The sequence below is a fragment of the Bifidobacterium sp. ESL0822 genome (genome assembly GCF_052606675.1).
Genome location: NZ_CP199596.1, coordinates 892,771 through 914,246 on the forward strand (window position 1 = coordinate 892,771; position 21,476 = coordinate 914,246).

17 protein-coding genes and 1 riboswitch are annotated in these 21,476 nt (G+C 60.9%); of the genes, 5 read left to right on the plus strand and 12 right to left on the minus strand.

Annotation, left to right across the window (positions count from 1 at the left end; genetic code table 11):
- The first annotated feature begins 562 nt into the window (after window positions 1-562).
- Together ACUIAF_RS03675 and ACUIAF_RS03680 are read left to right on the plus strand one after the other, a co-directional pair.
- Window positions 563-1,264, plus strand: a complete 702-nt coding sequence (locus ACUIAF_RS03675; protein ID WP_445339053.1) for an ABC transporter ATP-binding protein — start codon at window positions 563-565, stop codon at window positions 1,262-1,264.
- Window positions 1,258-3,939 carry an FtsX-like permease family protein gene (locus ACUIAF_RS03680; protein WP_445339054.1) on the plus strand — a complete coding sequence of 894 codons (2,682 nt, stop codon included), beginning with the start codon at window positions 1,258-1,260 and terminating at the stop codon, window positions 3,937-3,939. Before ACUIAF_RS03675 ends, ACUIAF_RS03680 begins: the two co-directional genes overlap by 7 nt.
- Window positions 3,940-3,959: 20 nt before the next feature.
- On the opposite strand, the gene ACUIAF_RS03685 is transcribed toward ACUIAF_RS03680, so the two are convergent.
- Entirely contained in the window at window positions 3,960-5,399 is a 1,440-nt protein-coding gene (locus ACUIAF_RS03685) for an FtsX-like permease family protein (protein ID WP_445339055.1), read from the minus strand.
- Window positions 5,400-5,600: 201 nt separating this feature from the next.
- Window positions 5,601-5,664: riboswitch (guanidine-III (ykkC-III) riboswitch) on the plus strand.
- 8 nt (window positions 5,665-5,672) lie between these two features.
- On the opposite strand from ACUIAF_RS03685, the gene ACUIAF_RS03690 reads away from it, so the two are divergent.
- The 3 genes from ACUIAF_RS03690 (at window position 5,673) to dtd (ending at window position 7,472) form a co-directional block, all read left to right on the plus strand.
- Window positions 5,673-5,990, plus strand: coding sequence for a DMT family transporter (locus tag ACUIAF_RS03690; protein WP_015021572.1), 318 nt, complete (start codon window positions 5,673-5,675; stop codon window positions 5,988-5,990).
- Window positions 5,991-6,058: 68 nt separating this feature from the next.
- A complete protein-coding gene (locus ACUIAF_RS03695) occupies window positions 6,059-6,577 on the plus strand; it encodes a GNAT family N-acetyltransferase (RefSeq protein ID WP_445339056.1) in 519 nt (172 codons plus the stop codon).
- A gap of 394 nt (window positions 6,578-6,971) precedes the next feature.
- Complete coding sequence (gene dtd, locus ACUIAF_RS03700) at window positions 6,972-7,472, plus strand: D-aminoacyl-tRNA deacylase (protein WP_198203788.1); 501 nt, start codon at window positions 6,972-6,974, stop codon at window positions 7,470-7,472.
- Here the strand turns inward: dtd and ACUIAF_RS03705 are convergent.
- From ACUIAF_RS03705 to rsmH, 11 genes are all read right to left on the minus strand, one after another.
- Window positions 7,465-8,742, minus strand: a complete 1,278-nt coding sequence (locus tag ACUIAF_RS03705; RefSeq protein ID WP_445339057.1) for a cell division protein FtsQ/DivIB — start codon at window positions 8,740-8,742, stop codon at window positions 7,465-7,467. The two genes, dtd and ACUIAF_RS03705, sit on opposite strands and share 8 nt — an antisense overlap.
- On the minus strand, window positions 8,739-10,373 hold the full coding sequence (gene murC, locus ACUIAF_RS03710) for a UDP-N-acetylmuramate--L-alanine ligase (protein ID WP_445339058.1): 1,635 nt from the start codon (window positions 10,371-10,373) through the stop codon (window positions 8,739-8,741). Before murC ends, ACUIAF_RS03705 begins: the two co-directional genes overlap by 4 nt.
- A 73-nt stretch (window positions 10,374-10,446) precedes the next feature.
- Window positions 10,447-11,679, minus strand: coding sequence for a UDP-N-acetylglucosamine--N-acetylmuramyl-(pentapeptide) pyrophosphoryl-undecaprenol N-acetylglucosamine transferase (locus tag ACUIAF_RS03715; protein ID WP_445339155.1), 1,233 nt, complete (start codon window positions 11,677-11,679; stop codon window positions 10,447-10,449).
- A 70-nt stretch (window positions 11,680-11,749) separates the two neighbouring features.
- On the minus strand, window positions 11,750-12,973 hold the full coding sequence (locus tag ACUIAF_RS03720) for a peptidoglycan glycosyltransferase FtsW (RefSeq protein WP_445339059.1): 1,224 nt from the start codon (window positions 12,971-12,973) through the stop codon (window positions 11,750-11,752).
- Window positions 12,957-14,396 carry a UDP-N-acetylmuramoyl-L-alanine--D-glutamate ligase gene (murD, locus tag ACUIAF_RS03725; RefSeq protein WP_445339060.1) on the minus strand — a complete coding sequence of 480 codons (1,440 nt, stop codon included), beginning with the start codon at window positions 14,394-14,396 and terminating at the stop codon, window positions 12,957-12,959. The genes ACUIAF_RS03720 and murD overlap by 17 nt, the downstream gene beginning before the upstream one ends.
- Window positions 14,397-14,475: 79 nt before the next feature.
- Window positions 14,476-15,579, minus strand: coding sequence for a phospho-N-acetylmuramoyl-pentapeptide-transferase (gene mraY, locus ACUIAF_RS03730; RefSeq protein ID WP_015021564.1), 1,104 nt, complete (start codon window positions 15,577-15,579; stop codon window positions 14,476-14,478).
- Window positions 15,580-15,653: 74 nt separating this feature from the next.
- A complete protein-coding gene (locus ACUIAF_RS03735; RefSeq protein WP_445339061.1) occupies window positions 15,654-17,180 on the minus strand; it encodes a UDP-N-acetylmuramoyl-tripeptide--D-alanyl-D-alanine ligase in 1,527 nt (508 codons plus the stop codon).
- Window positions 17,181-17,189: 9 nt separating this feature from the next.
- Window positions 17,190-18,071: a hypothetical protein gene (locus ACUIAF_RS03740; RefSeq protein WP_046322684.1), complete on the minus strand. Its 882-nt coding sequence runs from the start codon at window positions 18,069-18,071 to the stop codon at window positions 17,190-17,192.
- Between the two features lie 46 nt (window positions 18,072-18,117).
- Window positions 18,118-19,899 (minus strand): peptidoglycan D,D-transpeptidase FtsI family protein, encoded by a 1,782-nt coding sequence (locus tag ACUIAF_RS03745; RefSeq protein WP_445339062.1) that lies wholly within the window; start codon window positions 19,897-19,899, stop codon window positions 18,118-18,120.
- Window positions 19,896-20,387, minus strand: coding sequence for a hypothetical protein (locus ACUIAF_RS03750; protein WP_445339063.1), 492 nt, complete (start codon window positions 20,385-20,387; stop codon window positions 19,896-19,898). The genes ACUIAF_RS03745 and ACUIAF_RS03750 overlap by 4 nt, the downstream gene beginning before the upstream one ends.
- Window positions 20,384-21,475, minus strand: coding sequence for a 16S rRNA (cytosine(1402)-N(4))-methyltransferase RsmH (rsmH, locus tag ACUIAF_RS03755; RefSeq protein ID WP_445339064.1), 1,092 nt, complete (start codon window positions 21,473-21,475; stop codon window positions 20,384-20,386). Before rsmH ends, ACUIAF_RS03750 begins: the two co-directional genes overlap by 4 nt.
- Window position 21,476 lies beyond the last annotated feature (1 nt).

The window sequence follows — 21,476 nt, forward strand, 5'->3', positions numbered from 1 at the left end:
GTACAAGCGCAAATATTAAGATTCGTTCCTTACAGATACTGGACCCCACTATTAAAAGCCTGAATTCGCTAACAGATATCACCCAAACGTGGGGGGGGGGGTAAGCGCATAATCACTAAGCCAACAATCCTTCCAAACATCCAATGACCTATGAAAACGCAAACTTAAGCACAGACAGGTGCTCATGCCGTTGATTGCGGATGATCGGCTCCCTGGGGTCAGCATGTCGACAATCCTTTACAGCAAAAATCTATACACACCGCCACTAACATATGTATCGACATGAGAATGACATGCCATACCAAAAGTGTACGGTGATTTAATCGGCAAATCGCATCCATATAGCAGCCGTCTCAATCGTTTTCGGCGCTCGACGACCCGTATGGCAATGATGGAGTTGATTGCCGACCAGTTTTCAAAAACTGGAACCACTCTAACGCAATCCGGATTCATCCGAGAGATGAATGACATGCTTAAAAGCCTTGATACGCGCCTCTTTTGAGCTCTCTATGAAAATCATTTTTTACGATAGCCTTGATAAAGCAGTATTGCGAGGAGGAGTATGGCTTTTATCGAGTTCAACTCGGTCGTCAAATCCTATCCCTCTGGTCGCTCAATCATCAAAGCTTTGGATCAGGCCTCATTCACAGCCGATCAGGGGAAGTTGACGATTATTTTGGGCGCATCCGGGGCGGGAAAAACGACCGCGCTCAATATTCTAGGGGGTATGGATACCGCCACCTCTGGTCAGGTATCTGTGGGCGACCGGCAGATAACCAACCTGGTCCATCATGAACTGATCGACTACAGACGCAACGACATCGGCTTCGTTTTCCAGTTCTATAACTTGGTTCCCAGCTTGACAGCTCTTGAAAATGTTGAATTGGCATCACAGATCTGCACTGACCACTTTGATCCGGTTCAAACCTTGGAAGACGTTGGCTTGAAAGACCGTATGGACAACTTTCCATCACAGCTGTCAGGCGGTGAGCAGCAGAGGGTGGCCATTGCACGAGCGATCGCCAAAAGACCAAAAATCCTCTTGTGCGACGAACCTACAGGCGCCCTCGACTTTACAACCGGGCGTGAAGTCTTGAATCTTCTGCAAACCATATGCCGCCAACAGTCAATGACGGTATTGATCATCACTCACAACTCGGCTCTGGCACCAATGGCTGATAATTTAATCCGTTTCCATTCGGGAAAGGTCATCAGCCAGGAAGTCAACGACCACCCCACTCCGGTTGAGGAGATCGAATGGTAAGGGTCAAGACAGCTCCTGGGCAAGACAGCCATGCTCGCTTTCCCGTCGCTTTTGTCAAAGATATGCTGCGCTCTTGGCTCCACAGCTGGAAGCGCTTCCTGGCCATCGGTCTGATCTCTGCTCTGGGCGTGGCCGTCCTGACGGGCATTTGGGCAGGTTGCCAGGACATGTATCAGGCAGCCGACCGCTTCTATAAGGCCCAGGGGCTCTACGACGTGCAGGTGGTCTCCTCCTCCGGCCTCACTGACGACGACTTGCAGGCTCTCAGGCGGCTGTCCGATGTCAGCAAGGCCCAGGCGGAAGAATTCCAGAAAGCTCAAACAACGGTAAACGGCAGCAAGAAAGAGTTGACTCTGGTCCGTCTGCACTCCCACGGTCTGAACCAACCCTATCTTCAGGCAGGACGGTTGCCTCAGTCCAAGAATGAGGTGGCGGTCACGCAAAAATTCCTGACTGACAGTCATCTGCGGCTGGGTGGTCACATCCAACTTGAGGACGATCACGATGCCAGTCAGACTGCTGATAACACCTCTGAACTAACAATCATCGGCACCGTTCTTGATCCACAGGATCTGGTCAATCCCCGAGGTCGGCGGGCAGGAGGGTTCCGCAGAACCACAACCTCCGATTACCGCCTCTTCCTGCCCAACAAAGCACCTGCCGACTCAGGGAGCCAACAGCAGAAGCCAGTCTATGCGGCCATTTCACTGCGCATGCAGGGCAGCGAGCAGATGGACACCTTCAGGGACGACTACGAAGACGCGGTCAATCGTATGACCGACCGGATAGCGCGTAAGGTCCAGCCCGACAGGCAAGAGGCCCGTCATCAAGAGCTGGTCGACAATGTCAAACTGCAACTCGAACAAGCAAGGCGGACTGGGCAATTCCCGCAGGCGGCTGAAGCTGTTTCAGGCGACCAGACCATACCAAAGACAGCAGGTGGAGCGACAACGGATCCTGCCACCTTGGTGCCACCTGTGCGCTGGTATCTCAACAGTCGCGCAACCAGCGGATCATATTCTGATTTCAAGTCCGACATCGATTCCATCCAATCTCTGGGCCGAGCTTTCCCTGTAATCTTTTTAACGGTTGCCGTGCTCATGAGCCTGACTGCCATGACTCGCATGGTCGAAGAGGAGCGTGGACTGATTGGTACCTACCTGGCCTTGGGCTACGGACGCATACCCGTTGCCCTGCGGTACCTCTTGTTCGCCCTTCTGGCCTGTCTGATTGGCGGCGGTTTAGGGAATTTGGCAGGTTTCATCGGCATCCCGGCCTTCCTGCTGACGATTCTGCGCGATCTGTATGTCGTGCCCGGCACTCGTTTGGCTTACGACTGGGCTTATAGTTCGTTTGGAGTGGCCCTGTTCGCTGTGGGTGTGCTTCTGGCAACTGCAGTGGCTTGCGCCAACGAAATGAGACAGACGCCGGCGCAACTGATGCTGCCCAAGGCCCCCAAAGCTGGCGCACGCATCTTCCTGGAGAAGATTGGGCCCCTCTGGAGGCGCATGTCCTTCCTCAACAAGGTCACGGCCCGCAATCTGTTCAGATTCAAGGGGCGGATGATCATGACCGTTGGCGGGGTGGCCGGCTGCACGGCCCTGATTTTGTGCGGCTTGGCCATCAGTGACACGGTTGATTCCCTGGGGCCCAGACAGTTCCATAACGTTTACCGTTATAATCTGCTGGCCGTCAGCTCGCAGAACAATCTGACCCCGCTGCGTCAGCTGCTGCAGAAGGACGGCCGCACACGCTCGATAATGCCGATTCGTGTGGAGTCGAGTCGAATGACTGCTGAATTGCCTCATTCGCATCGGCAGAAGTCCGAGGCGATTCAACTGGTAGTGGTTCCGAAAGACCAGGAGCCATCTTTTTCCAAAATGGTCAATTTACGTTCAACAGATCGAAGGGCTCAAACCCTCCATCTGAGCAATGCGGGTCCGATTGTGTCCCAATCGGCTGCTCATTCCCTAGGCCTGTCCGCCGGATCGGCCATCCGCTTACTCGACAAGGATATGAACGCGGTGCAAACGCGGGTCGCTGCTGTCTCCCGCAGTCTAATCGGTTCTGACGTCTATCTGACAGCGGACTGTTATCAGCGTCTGTTTGATAAAACCAGCCAGGGCGGTAGCACAGCCATGAATGCAGTCTATGCCCTATTGACCGGCTCTCGCGACCAGCAGGTCTCTTACGTCAACCGTCTTAGCCGAAACCAGGAGGTAGCCTCGGCCGTCAGCACCGTCGACATGGAGCGATCCATGAACTTTGATCTGATGTACGCGGTGGTCATTCTGATCGTGGCGCTGGCTGGCGGTCTGGCTCTGGCTGTCCTATTCACCCTGTCCTCAACCAACGTATCCGAACGCACCAGGGAGATAGCCACTCTCAAAGTCCTGGGGTTCCATGACCGAGAGGTTCACACCTATATCAACAAGGAGATGCTGATTCTGACACTGATAGGCATTCTTCTAGGCCTGCCGCTGGGCCGGTATGTCGCCGGACTGCTGACTTCCGCCCTGAATATGCCATCCCTCTATTTCGATGTTCAGATCAAGCCGGTTTCCTGCCTGATTGCAGCTGCAGCCACAATGGTATTCGCCCTTGTGGTTCAGTTCTTTACCAACCCTACCTTGGACCGTATCGACCCTGTCTCAGCGCTGAAAAGCGTGGAATGAGCCTGCGCTATGCATAAGCCTTATTCGCCTATGGCGCCTTGCAGAATAGCTATGGGCGAGCGTCTCAATGCAGGCCGCGCCGTCAGCATGGTCGCCAGCGACCCGACGACGATGATCGGCAACCCGCAGATAAGGAAAAACTGCCAAGGAAAAACTACGGACAGACTGTGTATAAGGGGCCAGTAGACCATAGCTGTGCTTAGTCCGACCAGTCCGGTGCCGCCTGCTGCGATGATAATGCCTGTAGTCATCACGATGGTGCCGTCCAATGTGGATATAGCAGTAAGCTGCTGCGGTTTTGCCCCAGCGATTGACAGGAGCGCCAGATCGAGGTCACGATCCCGAGCGGCGATAGCGAATCCCGCGATCACGCCGACCAGGGCGACAAGCAATGCTGCCCAGAAACCATAGAGCAACTCCAAGGTTCCACCTGATGTGGCATTCGCTATTCCCGGTACCTTGTTCATGGCGACGGTACTGGTGCCTCCGGCAGCCAACAGACCGCCGACCAGAAACATACAGGCAGTCAGAGCTATAACTGTTGAGCCGAATGTCGTGTCTCGACTCCTGACCACAGCCTGTGAACGCGCTATCCGCCAGACGGCAGACGATGACGGCACCAGAGCAGTCCAGAGTTGAGTGGCCCTGCCTATAACCGGCCCACCAGCGCGAGCCAAGGCTATCAGAAGCAAGAGAATGGCGAAAAGCGGTCCACTTCCAACGGCACTTATGACCGCCTGGACTTGCTTAGGATCCAAGGGCCCAGAGCCGCTGTGCGAAAGATAGGCAAAGACAGGCAACGGCAACAGCAGCAAGGCCAGCCCAAGAAAAAGGGATACAAGACCACGTCCATGTCGGGGCCGGTCAATCGATTCGCTCTCCTCAGCACGGCGCACCACCCGGATAGGTGTCATCTTTCCCAAATCCCGCAATGTCCGGATGGTCGCCAAGACGGCCGTGGCCAATCCCACCGCAAGACCGGTCGAGGCAGACCTGGGAAAACCGCGCCAGGTAAAAGCAAAATGTACCGGCATTCGCATCCCGGTGGAATACCAATCGAGGATCCTTCCAGCCAGCGCAGGTGAAAGAGCCACGGCAACAAGGGAGGCCGGCAGAACCAGAATGATCACCTGCAAAAGTGTAAGTAGCAGGATCTGCTTAGGCGTAGCTCCCAGCAGCGAGAGAAGGGCCAGGCCCTGCCGACGTTGGCGAATTGATGCCTGCAGGGTCTGCTTGATCACCAAGCAGCCGAGCACAATGACCGTGAGGAAGACCAGACTCAGGGCCGAAGCCAAGCTCTTGGCAGGATCCCTGGTCTTGACCGACAGACCCTGGTAATAGCTGTTGACTCCCATACTCACACTCATGGCGCAGAGCAGGGTTTGGGTAACCGCAAGAACGATAAAGACGCCAGCCCAGATGCCTCTATTGGCCTTCAGGTCACGCAAGGCCCAAGTCATGTTTCATTCACCTGCCACATCCTCGTGCGTACATTCTGCTATCCACCTCTATGTATATGAATAGCCGATCTGCGCGGAAGATAACATCCGGCAAACCCCTGATTCGCCCCTGAATCAACCCCGATTCCTTCTCGCAATGGACCGTCGACCACTCCCCTGCTTAGTCCGCCTTCAGAGTCGCCTCCCGTGCTACTCTGATACCCAGAATCTAATGCAGGTTCCCGGACGATGGTCAAGTACCCGGACAGCGACAAGACTTGCCGAAAGGGAACCATGTCCTCGTGGATCGTACTCATACTCGCTGGCATCTGTGAATCGGTCTGGGCCACCGCCCTGGGCAAGTCTCAGGGTTTTACCAAAATCGTCCCTGACATCGTTTTTATTGTGGGACTGATTCTCAGCATGATGGGTCTGGCCTTTGCCATGCGCAGCATCCCTACCAGCACGGCCTACGCGGTCTGGGTAGGCATCGGAGCTGCCTTGACTGTCCTATACGCCATGGCTACGGGCTCGGAGCCTGTTTCGCTGGCTCGCATTCTGCTCATCATTAGCTTGGTCGCCTGCGTGGTCGGGCTCAAGATCGTCAATTAAGAATTGACGCCCAACAAAGCAGATACACCTCAGCAACAAATAAAATCAAGAGTACTGGAATCGCCATCATGACCACAACGATACGGCAATGCACATCAGATGATGCCAGGCTGATACGTTCCTTGGGCATGACCACCTTCCGCGACACCTTCGCCGCCGACAACAGCCAAGAGAACATGGAAGACTACCTCCGGCACTCCTTCTCACCCGAACTGGTCAAGTCGCAACTGTCCGAACCTGATTTCGTTTTTCTGCTGGCCAGCGTGGACGGCACGCCCGCAGCCTACATGCAGCTCAACACCGGGAAGGCCCAAACAGAGCAGTTCGGCGACACATCCATGGAGATCGAGCGGCTATATGTTCTATCTGACTTCAAGCACCGCGGGTTGGGCACCCTGCTGGTCAATCAAGCCTTCAAACGTGCCAGGACTCAGAATTTGAGCAAAATCTGGCTGGGCGTATGGGAACACAATGAGCCCGCCCAACGTTTCTACCAAGCCATGGGCTTCAAACGGACCGGGGAACACACCTTCACCTTGGGCGAGGAACTACAGACCGACTGGATCATGACCGCAGCAGTCAGTTGAAGGATACGTCTGTACAACCAAACAACGCCAGCGAATCTGAGACAATCCAAAGGAAACCATGACTGGCCAGAATCCGCCCATCAGCGGAGTAAGTAGGTAATTCCTCATGACATCCTCCGTGCACACCGATAAGGGTTGCGTCGAAGAGGCAGCCCGTCATATTTCCTTGGTAACACAGGCACCGCGGACTTCGACCTGAAGCTACGCATCGTAAGAGTTGAAGGGACAGCCATCGACTGGACCGTTGACAGGAACCAGCCCTGCTACGACTACATTGAGGTGGGCGTCTTTCATGCCAGTCTTCAAACGGTTCTCCGACCTGACACCAACCAGGTACCGGTCCAGCTTTTCCCTGCGACACTACAACAACGTCTGAAGTATTTAGACTGAAAGCATGAGAATCGTCATACAGCGGGTCAGCCATGCCCGGGTCGATGTGGTCGACGAGCAAGGGCAGCCAGATCCTGATTTTAAACCCCAAAGCATTGGCAAGGGACTCTTGCTGCTGGTGGCCGTCCAGGATGGCGACGGAGCTGACCAGGTCAACTATGCCGTCCGCAAGCTGACCCGGATGCGCATCTTCCCCGACGAGGAAGGCCGGATGAACCGGTCGGTCCTGGACTGCGGCGGATCCATCCTCTCCATCTCCCAGTTCACTCTTTACGCGGATCTGCGGCGCGGCAATCGACCCAGTTTCATGGCTGCGGGCGAACCCCAACACGCTCAAAGCGTCTGGCAAAATCTGAACCAGGCACTGGCCGCGACCGGTGTGCCAGTTGCCGTCGGACAATTCGGCGCCCACATGCGGGTGGATATGGTCAACGACGGCCCGGTGACCATCCTGCTGGACACTGACAGGTTGATGAAGACGGCAGCTCCTGCAGCGACTATTTGACGATTGGCCGCAGGGGCGCCGACACATCCAGCTGATGCTTGTCGCCGATCTTGGATGGATCGTTGATGATCTTGTCGACCACGGCCTGCTTGAGCTTCAGGTCGGAGCCGTCGCCCCAAATGATGACATGTTTGCCCTGGTCCAGCTCGGTGGTGATGGAGTCCTGGGTTTCCGCAGTCACCTTGGTCACCGAATGACGCATGGCCTCAGGCATGGTCGACAGAATCCGCAGAGTCTGTCTGACCGCCTGATCCTGCTGGGCACGCTTCACGGTGGCCACCTGGATGACCGGCACCCCGTGCACCGGTTTGGACACGGTGTTGAGCACCCTCCCCTGTCTGTCTACGGCCGTCAGTTTGTCCTGCGCATCCTTGAAGACCGCAGTGGGCTCCTGGGCATCGAAGGTCACCTCCAGACCGTGCGGAAAACTCTTGCGGACCTCGGCATCGGTCACCCCGGCCATGCCGCTGATCTCCTCCTCGACGCCATTGGTGGAAATCAGCAGCAGCGAGCGATCTCCTTGATGGGCCACGATTGAGGCCACCCGATCGTTGGACACCCAGGCATTGCCGCCGCTGACACTGACCTTGTCGGCCTGCAGGCGGAAGACCGGCGAGAGAAAGAGCAACCATGCCAGTCCTGCTATCAGAGCCATGACCAGGAGGACGACACCTGTCCGGATCAGGACCAGTCTGCGGCTGACCTTCTTCTTCTCGCGCACCCGGGCCTGAAAGTCCAGAACCTTGGGCCGGACGAAGATCCCCAGCCCCTGATCCTCCTGGTCGGTGCCTATCCTGCCAGAGACGGGCCGGTCCGGCGGTATGGTCCGGGCATCGACGAATCCTTCACCCGAACTCGCCGAACGTGTGGTCGCGGATTTGCGCACCGCAGACTTGGAGGCCGAGGCGCTACTGCCTTGTACCAGAGAGCGGGAGGATGAATAGGCGGATCTGACGCTACGTGTCCTCGATCCGCCCGTATTCCTGGAACGATTCGGGCGACCATTGAAACGCTTTGATCCCTTGAGACGTTTGGAGCGCTTGAGACGCCTACCCTCGCCGCCTGTTTTGTCGATCTTGGACCGGCTGGCCTGCGCTGAAACATCGGAGGCGGTCGACCTGGCTGATCTGGCGGTCCTGCCAGTCCGCGGTTCCTCTCCTGAAGACTTGGTACGCCCAGACCGGGCTGTCCGAGCAGCTTTGGCTGCCCGGACGGCCTTGGTCCTGGAAGAAGCTCCGCCGGAGGCGCTGCGACCCTTGCCGGTCCTCACTGCTCGTCCCGTTCAGCCAGCTTGTCGAGAATGACCGGTCCCATGGCAGTGACATCGCCGGCGCCTACGGTCAGGATCACATCCCCCGACTCCGCCCGTTCCGCCAGGTCCAGAGCGGCCTGATGCATGTCCGGGCAAGCCCGGAAGACGGTTCCGGTCGACCTCTTCCCGGAATCCTGGGACTCCCGGTTCGATGCCTTGCGGGCGGCTGCGGGGATGGTCCCGGCATCCACGCCCGGAAAATCTCTGGCCAACTCGCGGGCGGGGAAAATGTCGGTGACGGTCACATCATCCGCCAGGGACAGAGCAGCCGCGAACCGGTCGGCGAAGATGGCGGTTCGCGAATACAGGTGGGGCTGGAAGAGCACCCTGATGGTCCGACCCGGATAACGCCGTCTGGCGGCGGTCAGCAGGGCGGCGATCTCCGTAGGATGATGGGCGTAATCGTCCACTACGGTGACCCCATGCTGGATTCCGCGGATCTCGAAGCGTCGAGAGGCCCCACGGAAGTCTGCGGCAGAAGCGGCGGCCGTATCGGGATCCATACCCAGCAGGATGGCGGCGATGATTGCCGCGGCGGCATTGCGGGCGTTGTGGATGCCGGGAATCGCCAAATCCACCTGCAGTTCGAGCGTCTTTCCGATCTTCAACCCTGCCGCCTGGAGCACCTGCGCGGGGAGGGCCAGACGGCAATGCTCACGACCGCTACCGCTGCTTTCGGACTCGGACTCGATGCGGACCAGACCCAGAACCCCAGGCAGGGAGTCAGTATCCAGCTGGGGATCCGAAGCATAGACGATGATCTTGGCCTGGCAGTTCCCCTGCAACCGCCGCAACACCTCCAGGGCGCCCTGGTCGTCTCCGCAGACCACCAGAAAGCGGCGGGCATGCCGGGCATGTTCCACAAAGGCCTGGTGGAAGGCATCAGCCGTACCGTAGTGGTCCAGATGGTCGGGCTCCACGTTGGTGATGATGGCGACGTCAGGAGTGTACTTGCCAAAGCTGCCGTCGGACTCGTCCGCCTCGGCCACCAGTACCCGTCCGGCACCCACATGCCCTCCGTCCATGGGCCCCTGGCCGCTCTGAAGGCTGCCGCCGATGGCGTAGCTGGGATCAGCCAGATCCCCTTGCCCCCCCTTGGCCAGCAGGTGGGCCAAGAGTGCGCTGGTGGTGGTCTTGCCATGAGCGCCAGCCACGGTGACCGAAATCCTGGAAGCCATAAGCAAATTCAGAATGTCACTGCGATGGACCAGCCGGGCGCCGACCTCACGAGCTGCCACAATCTCGGGATTGTCGGGCTTGATGGCACTGGACCAGACCACAGTGCGGGCCCCGGCCACGTTGCTGGCATCCTGACCGATGGCGACCTGAATTCCCAGCTGACGCAGGCGGCGGGTCTTGTCCCCCTCGGCGCGGTCGGAGCCCGAGACCTGTACCCCTTCCTGGTGGAGCATCTCAGCCAGCACGCTCATCCCAGCCCCGCCGATGCCTATGAAGTGTGTGGGCCCAAGATCCTTGGAGTCGTGTACTCCGGCCTGGGCCAGGGCAGGCAGGCAGGGATCCAGAACCGGCAGGGACCTGTCGCCATTGCCCTGCCGACCGGGCACAGTATTCAATCCAATCTTGGGCACAGTAGTTGCATCTCCTCAAACAGTTCAGGACCATTCAGGACTATCGTCCGTCGCCTGCCTCCATTATGCCCGATTAGACCCTCCTTGAGTCCTTGCGGGCTAGGTGATGGTCGGCCATGGTCAGAATCTGCTCAGCCATCACCTGGGCAGCGTCGCGAATCCCGTACCCCCAGGCCCGGCGGCGCATGTCAGCCAGCCTATCCTTATCAGCCATAAGAGCAGGGACGTGCTCGGCCATCCATTTGGCGTCCAGTGCCGCATCATCGACCATGAGCCCTCCCCCGGCCTGAACGACTGGCTGGGCGTTGAACCGCTGCTCTCCATTGCCGATGGGCAAGGGCACGTAGACGGCCGGCACGCCCAGTGCGGCCAGCTCGCTGACAGAGCCGGCGCCAGCCCTGCAGACCACCAGATCGGCGCAGGCGAAGGCCAGGTCGATCCGCTCCAAGTATTCGGCCATATGGTAGTCCCCCTGGCCCTGGTGGGCCGGGTCCAGATCGTTAATGGCTGCATCGCCCAGATCATCCGCCACCTGCTCTCTGACTTGGTCGGCCTTGCCACGGCCCGTCAGATGGATGACCTGGGTTTGATCCAATAGCTGCCGGGCCGCGCCAGCCACCGCCTTGTTCAGGCTGAGCGCGCCAAGGGATCCCCCGGTGACCAAGAGGATCGGCCTATCGGGATCCAGACCCAAGGACTGTGCAGACTCCCGGCGAGCGCCCGAGGGATCAGCCTCCATCCGCATGGCCAGCCGGGCGATGGCTGGCCGCAAGGGCAGACCCACGCGGCGCACGGGCACTCCGGCCCGGGCCCGGATGCCGGTATCCTCATAGGCCGTACCTACGAAATCAGCCCAGCGAGCGCCCAGTTTGTTGGCCATGCCCGCCCGGGCGTTCTGCTCGTGGACGACGATGGGCAGACCCAGGTTCCGTGCGGCCCTGTAGGCCGGTGCCGAAGCATAGCCGCCAAAGCCGACCACTATGTCGGCCGACCGATCCTGCAAATACCCTCGGACCCGCCGCACCTCATGCCGCCAACGCCGGGGGAAGGCGAGGGCGGCCTTACTGGGACGACGAGGGAAGGGTACCTTCTCAATCAGGTCCAGGGGCAGTCCAGCGGCCGGTACCAGGTCGTGCTCCAGCCCGACGGCAGTGCCAATCACGCTGACAGAAGCCTGGGGGCAGCGCTTTCGAATGGCCGCAGCCACGCTGAGCAGGGGGTTGACATGCCCTGCCGTCCCCCCTCCGGCCAGCACCAGATGGGGACCAGCGCCTTTTCCGGCATGCTCATGGTCGTCTCCAGGCATCGCGCTCTCGGTCCTCGTCGCTGTCGTCATCCGCGAATCCGCTTCCTTTCCGCCATATCCATTCCATATCTCAGGACCCGTCCGTGGCCGCCTTCACGTCCGGCTGGGTCCGAATCATCTGCAGGGCCACCCCGGCCGAAGCCAGGCAGGAGATCAGTGCGGTCCCTCCAGCCGACACGAAGGGCAGAGGCAGCCCGATCACCGGCAGCAGGCCCAGAACCACGCAGATGTTGATCAGGGCTTGGCCTACCAGCCACACTTCCAGGCAGATCAGCACCATACCCGCATACCGGTTCCTGGTGGTCAGGGCGATCCTCAGCATGCACCAGCCCATGACCACGAAGACCAGAATAAGCATGGCTGCCCCTACGAAGCCCAGCTCCTCGCCGATGACAGCGAAGATGAAGTCATTGTGCGCCTCGGGCAGGTAGTTCCACTTCTCCCTGGAGTTGCCCAGACCGACCCCGGTCAGACCTCCCGAAGCCATGGCGTATAGTCCGTGTATGGACTGGTAGCAGACACCCTGAATGTCTTCCGCCGAGCACTTGCCGTAGGCGGCCATGATCCGCTGTGTCCGGTTGCTGTTGCCATAGACCGAAAAGCCGATGACCGCCGCCATCCCCAGGACCGCCAGGCTGAGCAACCATCGCAGGGGGAAGCCTGATACCAGGAAGGCCACGAAGCCGATGATGACGATGATCATGGCCGTTCCCAGGTCCTTGCCCAGCATGATGAACATGAAGCTGATCAGAAAGCCGAAGGCCGGCTTGGCATAGGCCTTGGCCAGGCTCTTCAAATCGGAATCCTTGCCAGCCTGCCGCTGGGCTTCGATCAGGGCCTGTGGCAGCCACAGGCACAGGGCAAGTTTGAGCAGCTCGGCCGGTTGCATGGAGACGCCCCCCACCGAGATCCATCCCTCGTTGCCGTTGGCGGAGCGCCCCAGCGGGGTGCGGGTCAACAGCTGGATGCCCTGGCTGACAACCAGAAACCAGGTGCTCCAGCTCCGGTAGTGATCAATGCTGATCCTCACGGCCAGAAGGGCCAGCAAGAGCCCCAACACTGCGTATATGGCCTGGCGAATGACCTGGCTCCAGGGTGAGCTACCCTGGGCCACCAGATCCACAGCCGAAGAGGAGAATACCATCATCAGACCGAAGACCGTGGTGGCGACGACTGCGGCCAGAAAACCGTAGTAGCACCAGAGCGGGTTGAGAATGGCCCGCCAGCCTCGGTAGTCCCCCTTGCCGCCAGCCCCCTGGGAGGGGGCCTTGTTGGAATCAGTGTCGCGCTTCATGCTCGTGGACCCATTGTGTTGCCTGCTTGGCAAACTGATCGCCCCGGTCGGCATAAGAGACGAATTGATCCATGGAAGCGCAGGCGGGGGCCAGCAGAACCACCTGGCCGGGCTGTGCATAGGAGCCAGCCGCACGAACGGCCCGGGCCATGACCTGATCACCGGCACCTGGATCGATCAGGGTAACCGGCAGATCGGGCGCCTGATCCTTGATGGCTTGGGCCATGGGCTGCTGGTCCTGGCCGATGACCACTGCTGCGGCCAACTTGGACCTGCGGGATCTGACCAGATCGTCGAAACGGGCACCCTTGGCCAGTCCGCCGGCCAGCCAGACCACCTGGCCGTCATGGTAGCTGGCCAGGGAGGCCTCGGCGGCATGGGCGTTGGTGGCCTTGGAATCGTCTACAAAACGGATGGCCTGCGAACCCTGGCCCAGGGTGGCCACGGTGCTGATTCTGTGGTCGCCGGGCGTGAAAGCACGCATGGCCTCGATGGCCGCATCGACCTTGGCTCCAGCACCCAGTGCCAGGGCCAGTGCACAGAGAGCGTCAGCCAGCAGATGAGGATAGACCGTGCCGTCAGGCTCACACAGATCCGTCAGATCGGCCACCCGGACCAGCCGGATGCCATGCTCAAGGTCCTGACCGGTCAATCCGCTGCGGTCCACGACCCATCCATCTTCCACACCCAGCTGCCCAACCTCGGGCCGCCTAAGGGTGAATCCCACCAGTTGGCAGCCGGAGGCCGGCTGAGCCTGTCTGGCCAGGTCGGAGACCCGGGAGTCATCGACGTTGTAGACCAGGGCTTTGCGCACACCACGGTAGATGCGCGCCTTATCGGCTGCATAGGCCTCGAAGCCCCCATGCCAGTCCAGGTGGTCGTCGGCCAGATTGGTGATGGCCGCACACTCCAGGGTCGGTGAGAAGGTGAAGTGCAGCTGGAAGGAACTGAGCTCCACGCAGAGTATGTCATTGTCGGGGTCCAGGACGGCTGTGGAGACGGCCTTGCCGATGTTGCCCACCGCAGGGGCTGTGAATCCGCTGGCCTGCATCATGGTGGAGACCATCCTGGTGGTCGAGGTCTTGCCGTTGGTACCGGTGATCCCGATCCATGGGGCCGGCTGTCCGGTCCGTTCTGAGGGCACCCGCAACATCCAGGCCATCTCCACCTCGCTGACCACGGGAATGCCCCGACCTTGTGCCTCAAGGATAAATGGAGTGCGCGGATTGAAGACAGGAGAAGCCATGACCAGATCCACCCGGGTCCAGTCCACCTGGTCGAAGTCATGAAGATCGGCCTGCGGGGCACGCTGGTCCACAGTTGTCACCCCGGCCGCCCGGCCCCGCAGGGCTGCGGCCACGCTCCGTCCGGAAATACCCAGCCCGGCGACCAGTACGCGCTTCTGGCTCAAGTCAATATCCATGAACACCTCATTCCGCTAGCTCTGGCATCTGCTTGGCATGATACCGGCTGCCGAAGTCCGGTACCGTGAATGGACGCACTCAGATGGGCAAACCGGAGCGGACTACCCAGTCTGCATAGAAGCAGACCAGGGCCAGCAGGACGAAGATCAGGTCGACCATCCAGAACCGGACGACCACCTTGGACTCCTGCCAGCCCATCAGCTCGAAGTGGTGGTGGATGGGCGCCATCTTGAAGACCCGCTTGTGGGTGAGCTTGAAGTAACCCACCTGGATGACATCGGATGCCGCCTCTCCCACAAAAAGCCCGCCTAGAATGACCGCCAGCAGCTCGGTATGGGTAGCGATGGACAGGGCTGCGAAGAGCCCGCCCAGAGCCAGGGATCCGGTGTCTCCCATGAAGATGGAGGCCGGATTGGTGTTGTACCAGAGGAAGCCGAAGCAGGCCACAGCCGCGCAGCAAGCGATGATGGCCAGGTCCAGGGGGTCGGAGACCGCGTAGGCATGACCAGGATGGCCGCCGCCCTTCAAGTGGTAGCTCTCCCAGAAGGCGATGATTGTGTAACCCACGAAGGCAATCATGGAGGAGCCCGAAGCCAGCCCGTCCAGGCCGTCAGTCAGGTTGACCGCATTGCTCCAGGCCGTCATCAGCAGATTGACCCAGATGATGAACAAGACCACGGACAGGACGCTGCCCGCCATTCGGAAGTCGATGATGGGCTGCTCCACGAAGGATATGCCTGCCTGCGCGCTGGGGTAACCGTTCTTGGTGGGCACCTTCAGGGCCAGCACCGCATATATGGTGGCCAGAATGAACTGGCCGATGAACTTGGCCCTGACCGACAGGCCCAGGTTCTGCTTCTTGCGCACCTTGGCGAAGTCGTCGATGAAGCCCAGGAGGCCCATGGAGAGCATGGCGAACAGAACCAGCATGGCCGACAGGGACACGGACTCCCCCCGCGACAAGTAACGGTAGAGCGCCGAAGCTGCCCAGCCCAGCAGAATAGCCAGGTTGATGACCAGCCCGCCCATGGTCGGGGTGCCGCGCTTTACCAGGTGGGACTTGGGCCCGTCCTGGCGGATGTACTGGCCGTAGTGCAGGCGGTGAACCAGCCGTATCAGCAGGGGGGTCCCCGCCAGCGTCACCACCAGGGCGACCAGGATTCCGATGATGAGGGCAATCACAGTGTGTACTCCAACTCTTGGATTCTGTCCTTGAATATTAGACCCCGCTGCGGGGATGCCGGTAGATTCATAGCTCAGCCCTGCCACCGGTCGGCCAGATCGGACAGACCGGACATGTGTGAGCCCTTGAGCAGGACGAGATGCTGCCGGTCCGAATGCTCGGCGCATAGGCGGCGTACCATTTGATCGGCCTGATCGGCATCCTGGGCGAAGAGGACCCGCATGGACCCGGATTGATCCTCGCTCGGATCGGATGGGCCACCGGCACCACGGACCAGGGCTTGGACCAGACCGTCCATCTGCTGATCCCGGCAGCCCACCGCGACCAATGCATCAATGCCCTGACGACGGCAGTAGGTGCCTATCTCCTGGTGCAACTGCTTCCCTCGATCGCCCAGCTCAAGCATGGCCCCCAGGACGGCTATCCGATAGAGCGGGCCATCGGATCCCCTCCAGGCGGCCAGGGCGTCCAGACCGGCCCGCACGGAGTCGGGATTGGCGTTGAAGGAATCATCAATCAGGGTGAAGGAGGCATCCGGCAGCTGGACCGAAGATACGGCCATTCGATGCGGGCTGATCCGCTGCTGTCGACCCAGCTCGTCGGCGATACGATCTGCGTCCAGACCCAAGGCGTGGGCTACCGTGGCGGCGGCCAGGGCATTCATGACATTGTGCCGTCCCGGGATGCCCAGACGCAGCCGAACTGGTTGATGGCCACGCAGGCGCAGCTCAAAGGCCGACCTGTCCAGGCTGTCGCTATCCAGATAGCGAGCCGAACCGTCCAAATCGCGGTCCCTTCCACCGTCCTCACCGGCCATGCCAAATCGCAGGACAGGCCCAGAGGCCAGATCGGCCATGGCCGCCACCCGGGAATCGTCTGCATTGAGCACGGCGGTCCCGCCCGGCACCAGGCCTTGCACGATCTCGCTCTTGGCCTTGGCGATGCGCTCCACGGAACCGAATTCGCCCAGGTGGGCCACCCCCACCTTGAGGACCAGAGCCATGTCAGGGGGAACCATTCGGGTCAGGCTTGCTATCTCGCCCACGTGATTGGCACCCATCTCCGCCACCAGGTAGCGGGTGTCCGGCCCGACCTCCAAGGCAGTCAGAGGAAGACCGATCTCATTGTTGAAAGACCCGACCGGAGCCACCACAGGACCCAGCAGGGCCAGCAGGGAGGCCAGCAGATCCTTGGTCGTGGTCTTGCCGACAGAGCCGGTGATGCCGATGACCGTGAAAGGGTCTGAGGCCTTGCGCCGACGGTCTATGTTGGCCCGCGCCAACAGCCCCAGGGCAGCAACCGTATCGTCCACAAGAATCTGCGGCAGGTCAGCACCCGGAACGAAGCGGTCGACCAAGGCCGCGCGGCAGCCCTGGGCCCCCAGGCCGGGAACATAGTCATGCCCGTCCACGTGCTCGCCCTTGATTGCTACGAAGAGCCCATCTGCGCCCGCCTGCCGGGAGTCGGTCACCACCCGCATGCGCACGGACCGCCGATCGGGTTCGCGACCAGGACCGGCCTCGACCAGCCGACCGTGCACATATCCGACGACCTCTTCCAGGGTCATGGGCATGGACCCGGCCCCTACAGACTGACTCATCCTCACCTCTCAGGACATTTCACGGGAGACGCGCAGGGCGCTCCTGATGTTGTTGCGTTTGACGCCGGCGGCCATGGTCATGGCGATGCACAGGGACAGATCGTCGCTTTCTGCGTCTGCGGGCAGGGACTGGCGGGCCAGTCCGTCTGATTCCTCGTTGCGCCGGGCCACGATGGTATGCCCGCCCAGGTTGAACCCATATCGGCGGGCCTTGGAAATCAGCCGCAAGTGTCGCATATCGCGGGTAGAGCCCTCCTGGGCGCCCAGGGCCACCACATCCAGGTCCACCGCCTGCAGGGCATCCTTGGCCAGGGTCTGTTCATCCACGGAGATGACTACAGCGGCCGCCCCGTCCTCCAGCGTAATGGACAGACTGCGCTGCACATCGAACATGCTCAGGGGATATTCGAGGTCCAACCGGCGATCCAGCGAATACGAGCCCTTGGCACTGAGAATGCCGACGGGATTGCCCAGCACGTGCAGGAAGTCGGCCAGGAGATCCACCTGGTCCTGCACCTGGGAACCGACCAAGGCGAAAACAGCCAGGGCTCCAGAAGGATCACCGGCGGCGTTGGCCAGCAACTGGCCCATCTGCCAGGGGTGCATGGTGCCGAAGAGCAGGGGTATGCGGGCTCGTCCCACCTCTTGGCGAGCCGAAGTCGGCAGCAGGGCTGCATAGGCCCCACGGCGCTCGGCCTCCTCGATCATGCCCTGGTCCACCTGCTGGTCTGCAGGCACGTACAGGCTGCCGGGGCGCACTGAGGGCAGGTCGTCCACCAATGAGGTCACCGTGACTGGCTCAGCGAAGTCAGGGACCAGGGTCAACCCGTAGCGCCCCTTGAGCTGACCCAGGGTCAACCGTCGGGAGATTGATTCACTCAGCGCACTCATGCTGCAATCTCTCCTTCGTCCGGGAACGCCATGATGCCTGCCGGTATCACCATGTTACCGGGATAGCATCGGTCCTCGGCGGCGAAGCGGGGACCTGGTATTTCTGCATAAGGAATTCACCGATCTGGGCAAAGATGGGTCCGGCGGTCATACTGCCGAAAACGCCATCGCTGCTGTGGGGGTTCTTCAGCGCCACAGTGACCACAAAATGGGGGTCGTCGGCGGGCAGGATGCCCACCCAGTCGCTGATGATGCCGCTCAGGTTGCCCGAGCTGTCGGCCACCTCGGCGGTTCCGGTCTTGGAAGCCACCCGATAGCCTTCCACCTTGGCTGTGTTCTGGTACTTCTCGGCCACCGACTCCATGCCGTTCATGACCGCAGTCGCCACCTTTTCGTCCACGACCCTGACCTGATTGGCCTTGACGGCGCCTTGGCCGCGGATGATTGTCTGGTCGGAACGGACTCCCTTGTTAGCCAGGGTGGCGACGGCATTGGTCAGCTGGACAGCGTTGGTGGCGTAGCCCTGTCCGAACAGAACCGTGTTGCGGGTGCGCCGGTCCCAGGTCTGAGGCGTGGTCAGCAGGCCCTTGGACTCCCCTGGCAGACCCAGGGCCGAGGCCTGGCCGATGCCGAAGCGGGTCAGATACTCGTAACGCTTCTGATCAGAGTACTGATCCGCGGCCATGATCATGCCCACATTGGAGGAGTTCTGCAGAATGCCGGCAAGAGTCCAGTGCTCGGCGGGGTGGTAGAAGGCGTCCTTGTACTGCTGGTTGTCCACGGTGATATGGTCGGGCACGGTGAAGCGGTCGCTCATGGCGTGGAGCTGCTCCTGGAGCATGCCTGCGGCAGAGATGGTCTTGCCTATGGAGCCGGGCTCGAAGGTCTCCGCCACCGCCCTTGAGGAGTTGACCTTGGCCTGGTCGCTACCAGCCTGGTAATCATCGGTGTCGGCCAGGGCCACGATCTCGTTGGTGCGGGTGTCCTGAACCACAGCCAGGCCCCAGTCCGCCTGATAGCGCTGGCAACCTGACTTGAGGGCCTGACGGACGTACCAGAGCACGTCCTGGTCAATGGTCAGGGTGACGTCCTTGCCGTTGACCGGATTGCGCTGACGGGTCATGGTTCCTGGAATCTCCTGGCCCAGCATTCCCTGCTGATAGACCGTATAGCCGTCAGTGCCGGTCAGCCGCTTGTTCTCCATCTGCTCGATCCCGGCCACGCCCTTACCGCTGTCGTCGATGCCCCCGATCAGGGCCCCCATCAGATCCGCGTGCGGATAGGTGCGTTCACTGCTCAGTTCGGCCGTGATGATCCCCTGCAGCCCCAGCTTGTCGATAGCGCGCTTGACCTCGGGAGTCACCCCTTTGGCCAGGACCACATATCTGCCAGGGACGCTGAGCTTGCCTCCCAGCTCCATGGCGTTCATCCCCAGGGCCGGCGCCAGGAGGCGGGCCACGCCGGCAGCACCGTCGGCGCCCACCGGGTGGCCCTTGATGCTGTGGCAGTCGCTGCCTGTGCGCTTGGTGCAGTTGACAGGTATGAAGGAAGCGGCCGCCTCGGGGTCGCCGATGATGTTGTACCGCTCCAGGCTCTGGGCCAGCACCCGGCCATTGACATCCAGGATGCGGCCGCGCTGGGCCTTGATGGTGTGCGGCACGGTGCGACCCGCCGCAGCGGCCTGGGCCATGGACCTTCCGTCGAAGAGCTGGATATAGGCCAATTTGCCCAGGGCCAGCGCGGCCACCAGGACCAGGATCAGGCCAACGGACAACGAACGCTTGCAGAAGGACAGGCGCCAGGAGCGCTTGGCTCCCTTCCCGCTCATGGATGCACCGCCTTGTCCTGGGCGTTCTCAGGTGGCTTATAGCCCTGCAGATCGATGGAGTTCAGACCCTGCTGGGGCTGCATGCCCAACTGCTGGGCCTTGTCCGGCAGAGAGGCCTGGAGCTGGTCGAGCTTGTTCTGGTCGTCCTGGACGTCCTGGTTGAGGTTGCTGATCTCACGCTGGATTCGGGTGGCCTCGAAGGAATCCTGGACCATCTGGGTGCGCAGCATCAGGGAGCCGAACATGCAGGCGGCAAGAAAAACCACGGAGGTCATGATCCGTAGCAGAGGATTGCCGCGGGTCCGCGTCCAGCCGATCAGACGCTGGGCCCCCTCAGCCACTGGGCCTCGTTCCGGCCGGCGCGCCTTGCCTGCCTTGCCCGTGCCCTTGATCAGACTCAGCTCAGGCCTGGTGGGCATCTCCTGGATGCGAGGATGTCCCTTGCCCGGAGTGGCCTTGGAACGGACTGAACGTGCTGGCATGGTCATGACCGGCGCCTCGATTCCGGACCATGGCCGACATGGCGGTGGCGACCATCTGAACTCTCACCATGCGCCTCGGCCTGAAGCCGACGACGACGCTCCTCAGGGATGGCTCCTGTCTTCTCCACGGCCCGCAGGCGCACTGAGGCGGACCTGGGGTTGCGCTCCCGCTCGGCCGGGTCGGCTTTGATGGCCCCATGAGTCAGGTCCGACAGATAGGGGCGGGCCTGATCGGGTACCACCGGCATACCCGACGGCAGGTCCACGTGCAGCCCAGGCGCCATGAAGCGCTTGACCATGCGATCCTCCAGGGAGTGATAGGACTCCACAACCAGACGCCCCCCCTGGGCCAAGCGAAGAACGGCCTGGGGCAGGGTGCGCCTGAGACGGTCCAGCTCACCGTTGACCTCGATGCGCAGGGCCTGGAAGACCCTCTTGGCCGGATTGCCGGGGGGACGATGGCCACGCGGCACAACCCTGTCGACCAGACGGTCCAGCTGGGCCGAGGTGGTCAGCGGCTGCTGCTGCCTGGCCTCAACGATGGCCCGAGCGATGCGTCCTGCATAGCGTTCCTCCCCGTACCGGGAAAAGATGTGGGCCAACTGATCCTGGTCATACTCGGCCAGGACCTGTGCGGCCGTCAGCTCCTGGCTGGTGTCCATGCGCATGTCCAACGGAGCGTCCTGCCGGTAGGTGAACCCCCTGTCGCGCTGGTCGATCTGCAAGGAGGACAGCCCCAAATCCATGAAGACCAGATCAACCTGGCCTACACCCAGCACATCCAGCTGCTGATCCAGCTGGTCAAAGGGGGCATGTACCGGTGTGAAGCGGTCGGCCAGACCCTCGTCTCGCATCCGACCAACGGCCAGATCAAGGGCCTGGCGATCCCTGTCGATGCCAATAAGACGGGCCTCAGGGCAGGACTTGAGGAAGGCGGTGGCGTGACCGGCCAGGCCCAGCGTGCAATCCACAGCCACGGCCCCAGGGTGCCCCAAGGCGGGCCGGGCCAGCGCAAGGCAGCGTTCCAGCAGGACGGGACGATGGACCATGCCCCTGTCCACGGCCTCCTGATCGGGTGGATTGCGATATTCCATG

Coding starts and splice junctions, on each gene's coding strand:
- ACUIAF_RS03750 (WP_445339063.1), bottom strand. CDS start 20,387: ATGACCATGCCAGCACGTTCAGTCCGTTCCAAGGCCACTCCGGGCAAG.
- murD (WP_445339060.1), bottom strand. CDS start 14,396: ATGGATATTGACTTGAGCCAGAAGCGCGTACTGGTCGCCGGGCTGGGT.
- ACUIAF_RS03695 (WP_445339056.1), top strand. CDS start 6,059: ATGACCACAACGATACGGCAATGCACATCAGATGATGCCAGGCTGATA.
- ACUIAF_RS03735 (WP_445339061.1), bottom strand. CDS start 17,180: ATGAGTCAGTCTGTAGGGGCCGGGTCCATGCCCATGACCCTGGAAGAG.
- ACUIAF_RS03745 (WP_445339062.1), bottom strand. CDS start 19,899: ATGAGCGGGAAGGGAGCCAAGCGCTCCTGGCGCCTGTCCTTCTGCAAG.
- dtd (WP_198203788.1), top strand. CDS start 6,972: ATGAGAATCGTCATACAGCGGGTCAGCCATGCCCGGGTCGATGTGGTC.
- ACUIAF_RS03685 (WP_445339055.1), bottom strand. CDS start 5,399: ATGACTTGGGCCTTGCGTGACCTGAAGGCCAATAGAGGCATCTGGGCT.
- ACUIAF_RS03740 (WP_046322684.1), bottom strand. CDS start 18,071: ATGAGTGCGCTGAGTGAATCAATCTCCCGACGGTTGACCCTGGGTCAG.
- rsmH (WP_445339064.1), bottom strand. CDS start 21,475: ATGGAATATCGCAATCCACCCGATCAGGAGGCCGTGGACAGGGGCATG.
- ACUIAF_RS03675 (WP_445339053.1), top strand. CDS start 563: ATGGCTTTTATCGAGTTCAACTCGGTCGTCAAATCCTATCCCTCTGGT.
- ACUIAF_RS03715 (WP_445339155.1), bottom strand. CDS start 11,679: ATGCCTGGAGACGACCATGAGCATGCCGGAAAAGGCGCTGGTCCCCAT.
- ACUIAF_RS03690 (WP_015021572.1), top strand. CDS start 5,673: ATGTCCTCGTGGATCGTACTCATACTCGCTGGCATCTGTGAATCGGTC.
- ACUIAF_RS03720 (WP_445339059.1), bottom strand. CDS start 12,973: ATGAAGCGCGACACTGATTCCAACAAGGCCCCCTCCCAGGGGGCTGGC.
- ACUIAF_RS03680 (WP_445339054.1), top strand. CDS start 1,258: ATGGTAAGGGTCAAGACAGCTCCTGGGCAAGACAGCCATGCTCGCTTT.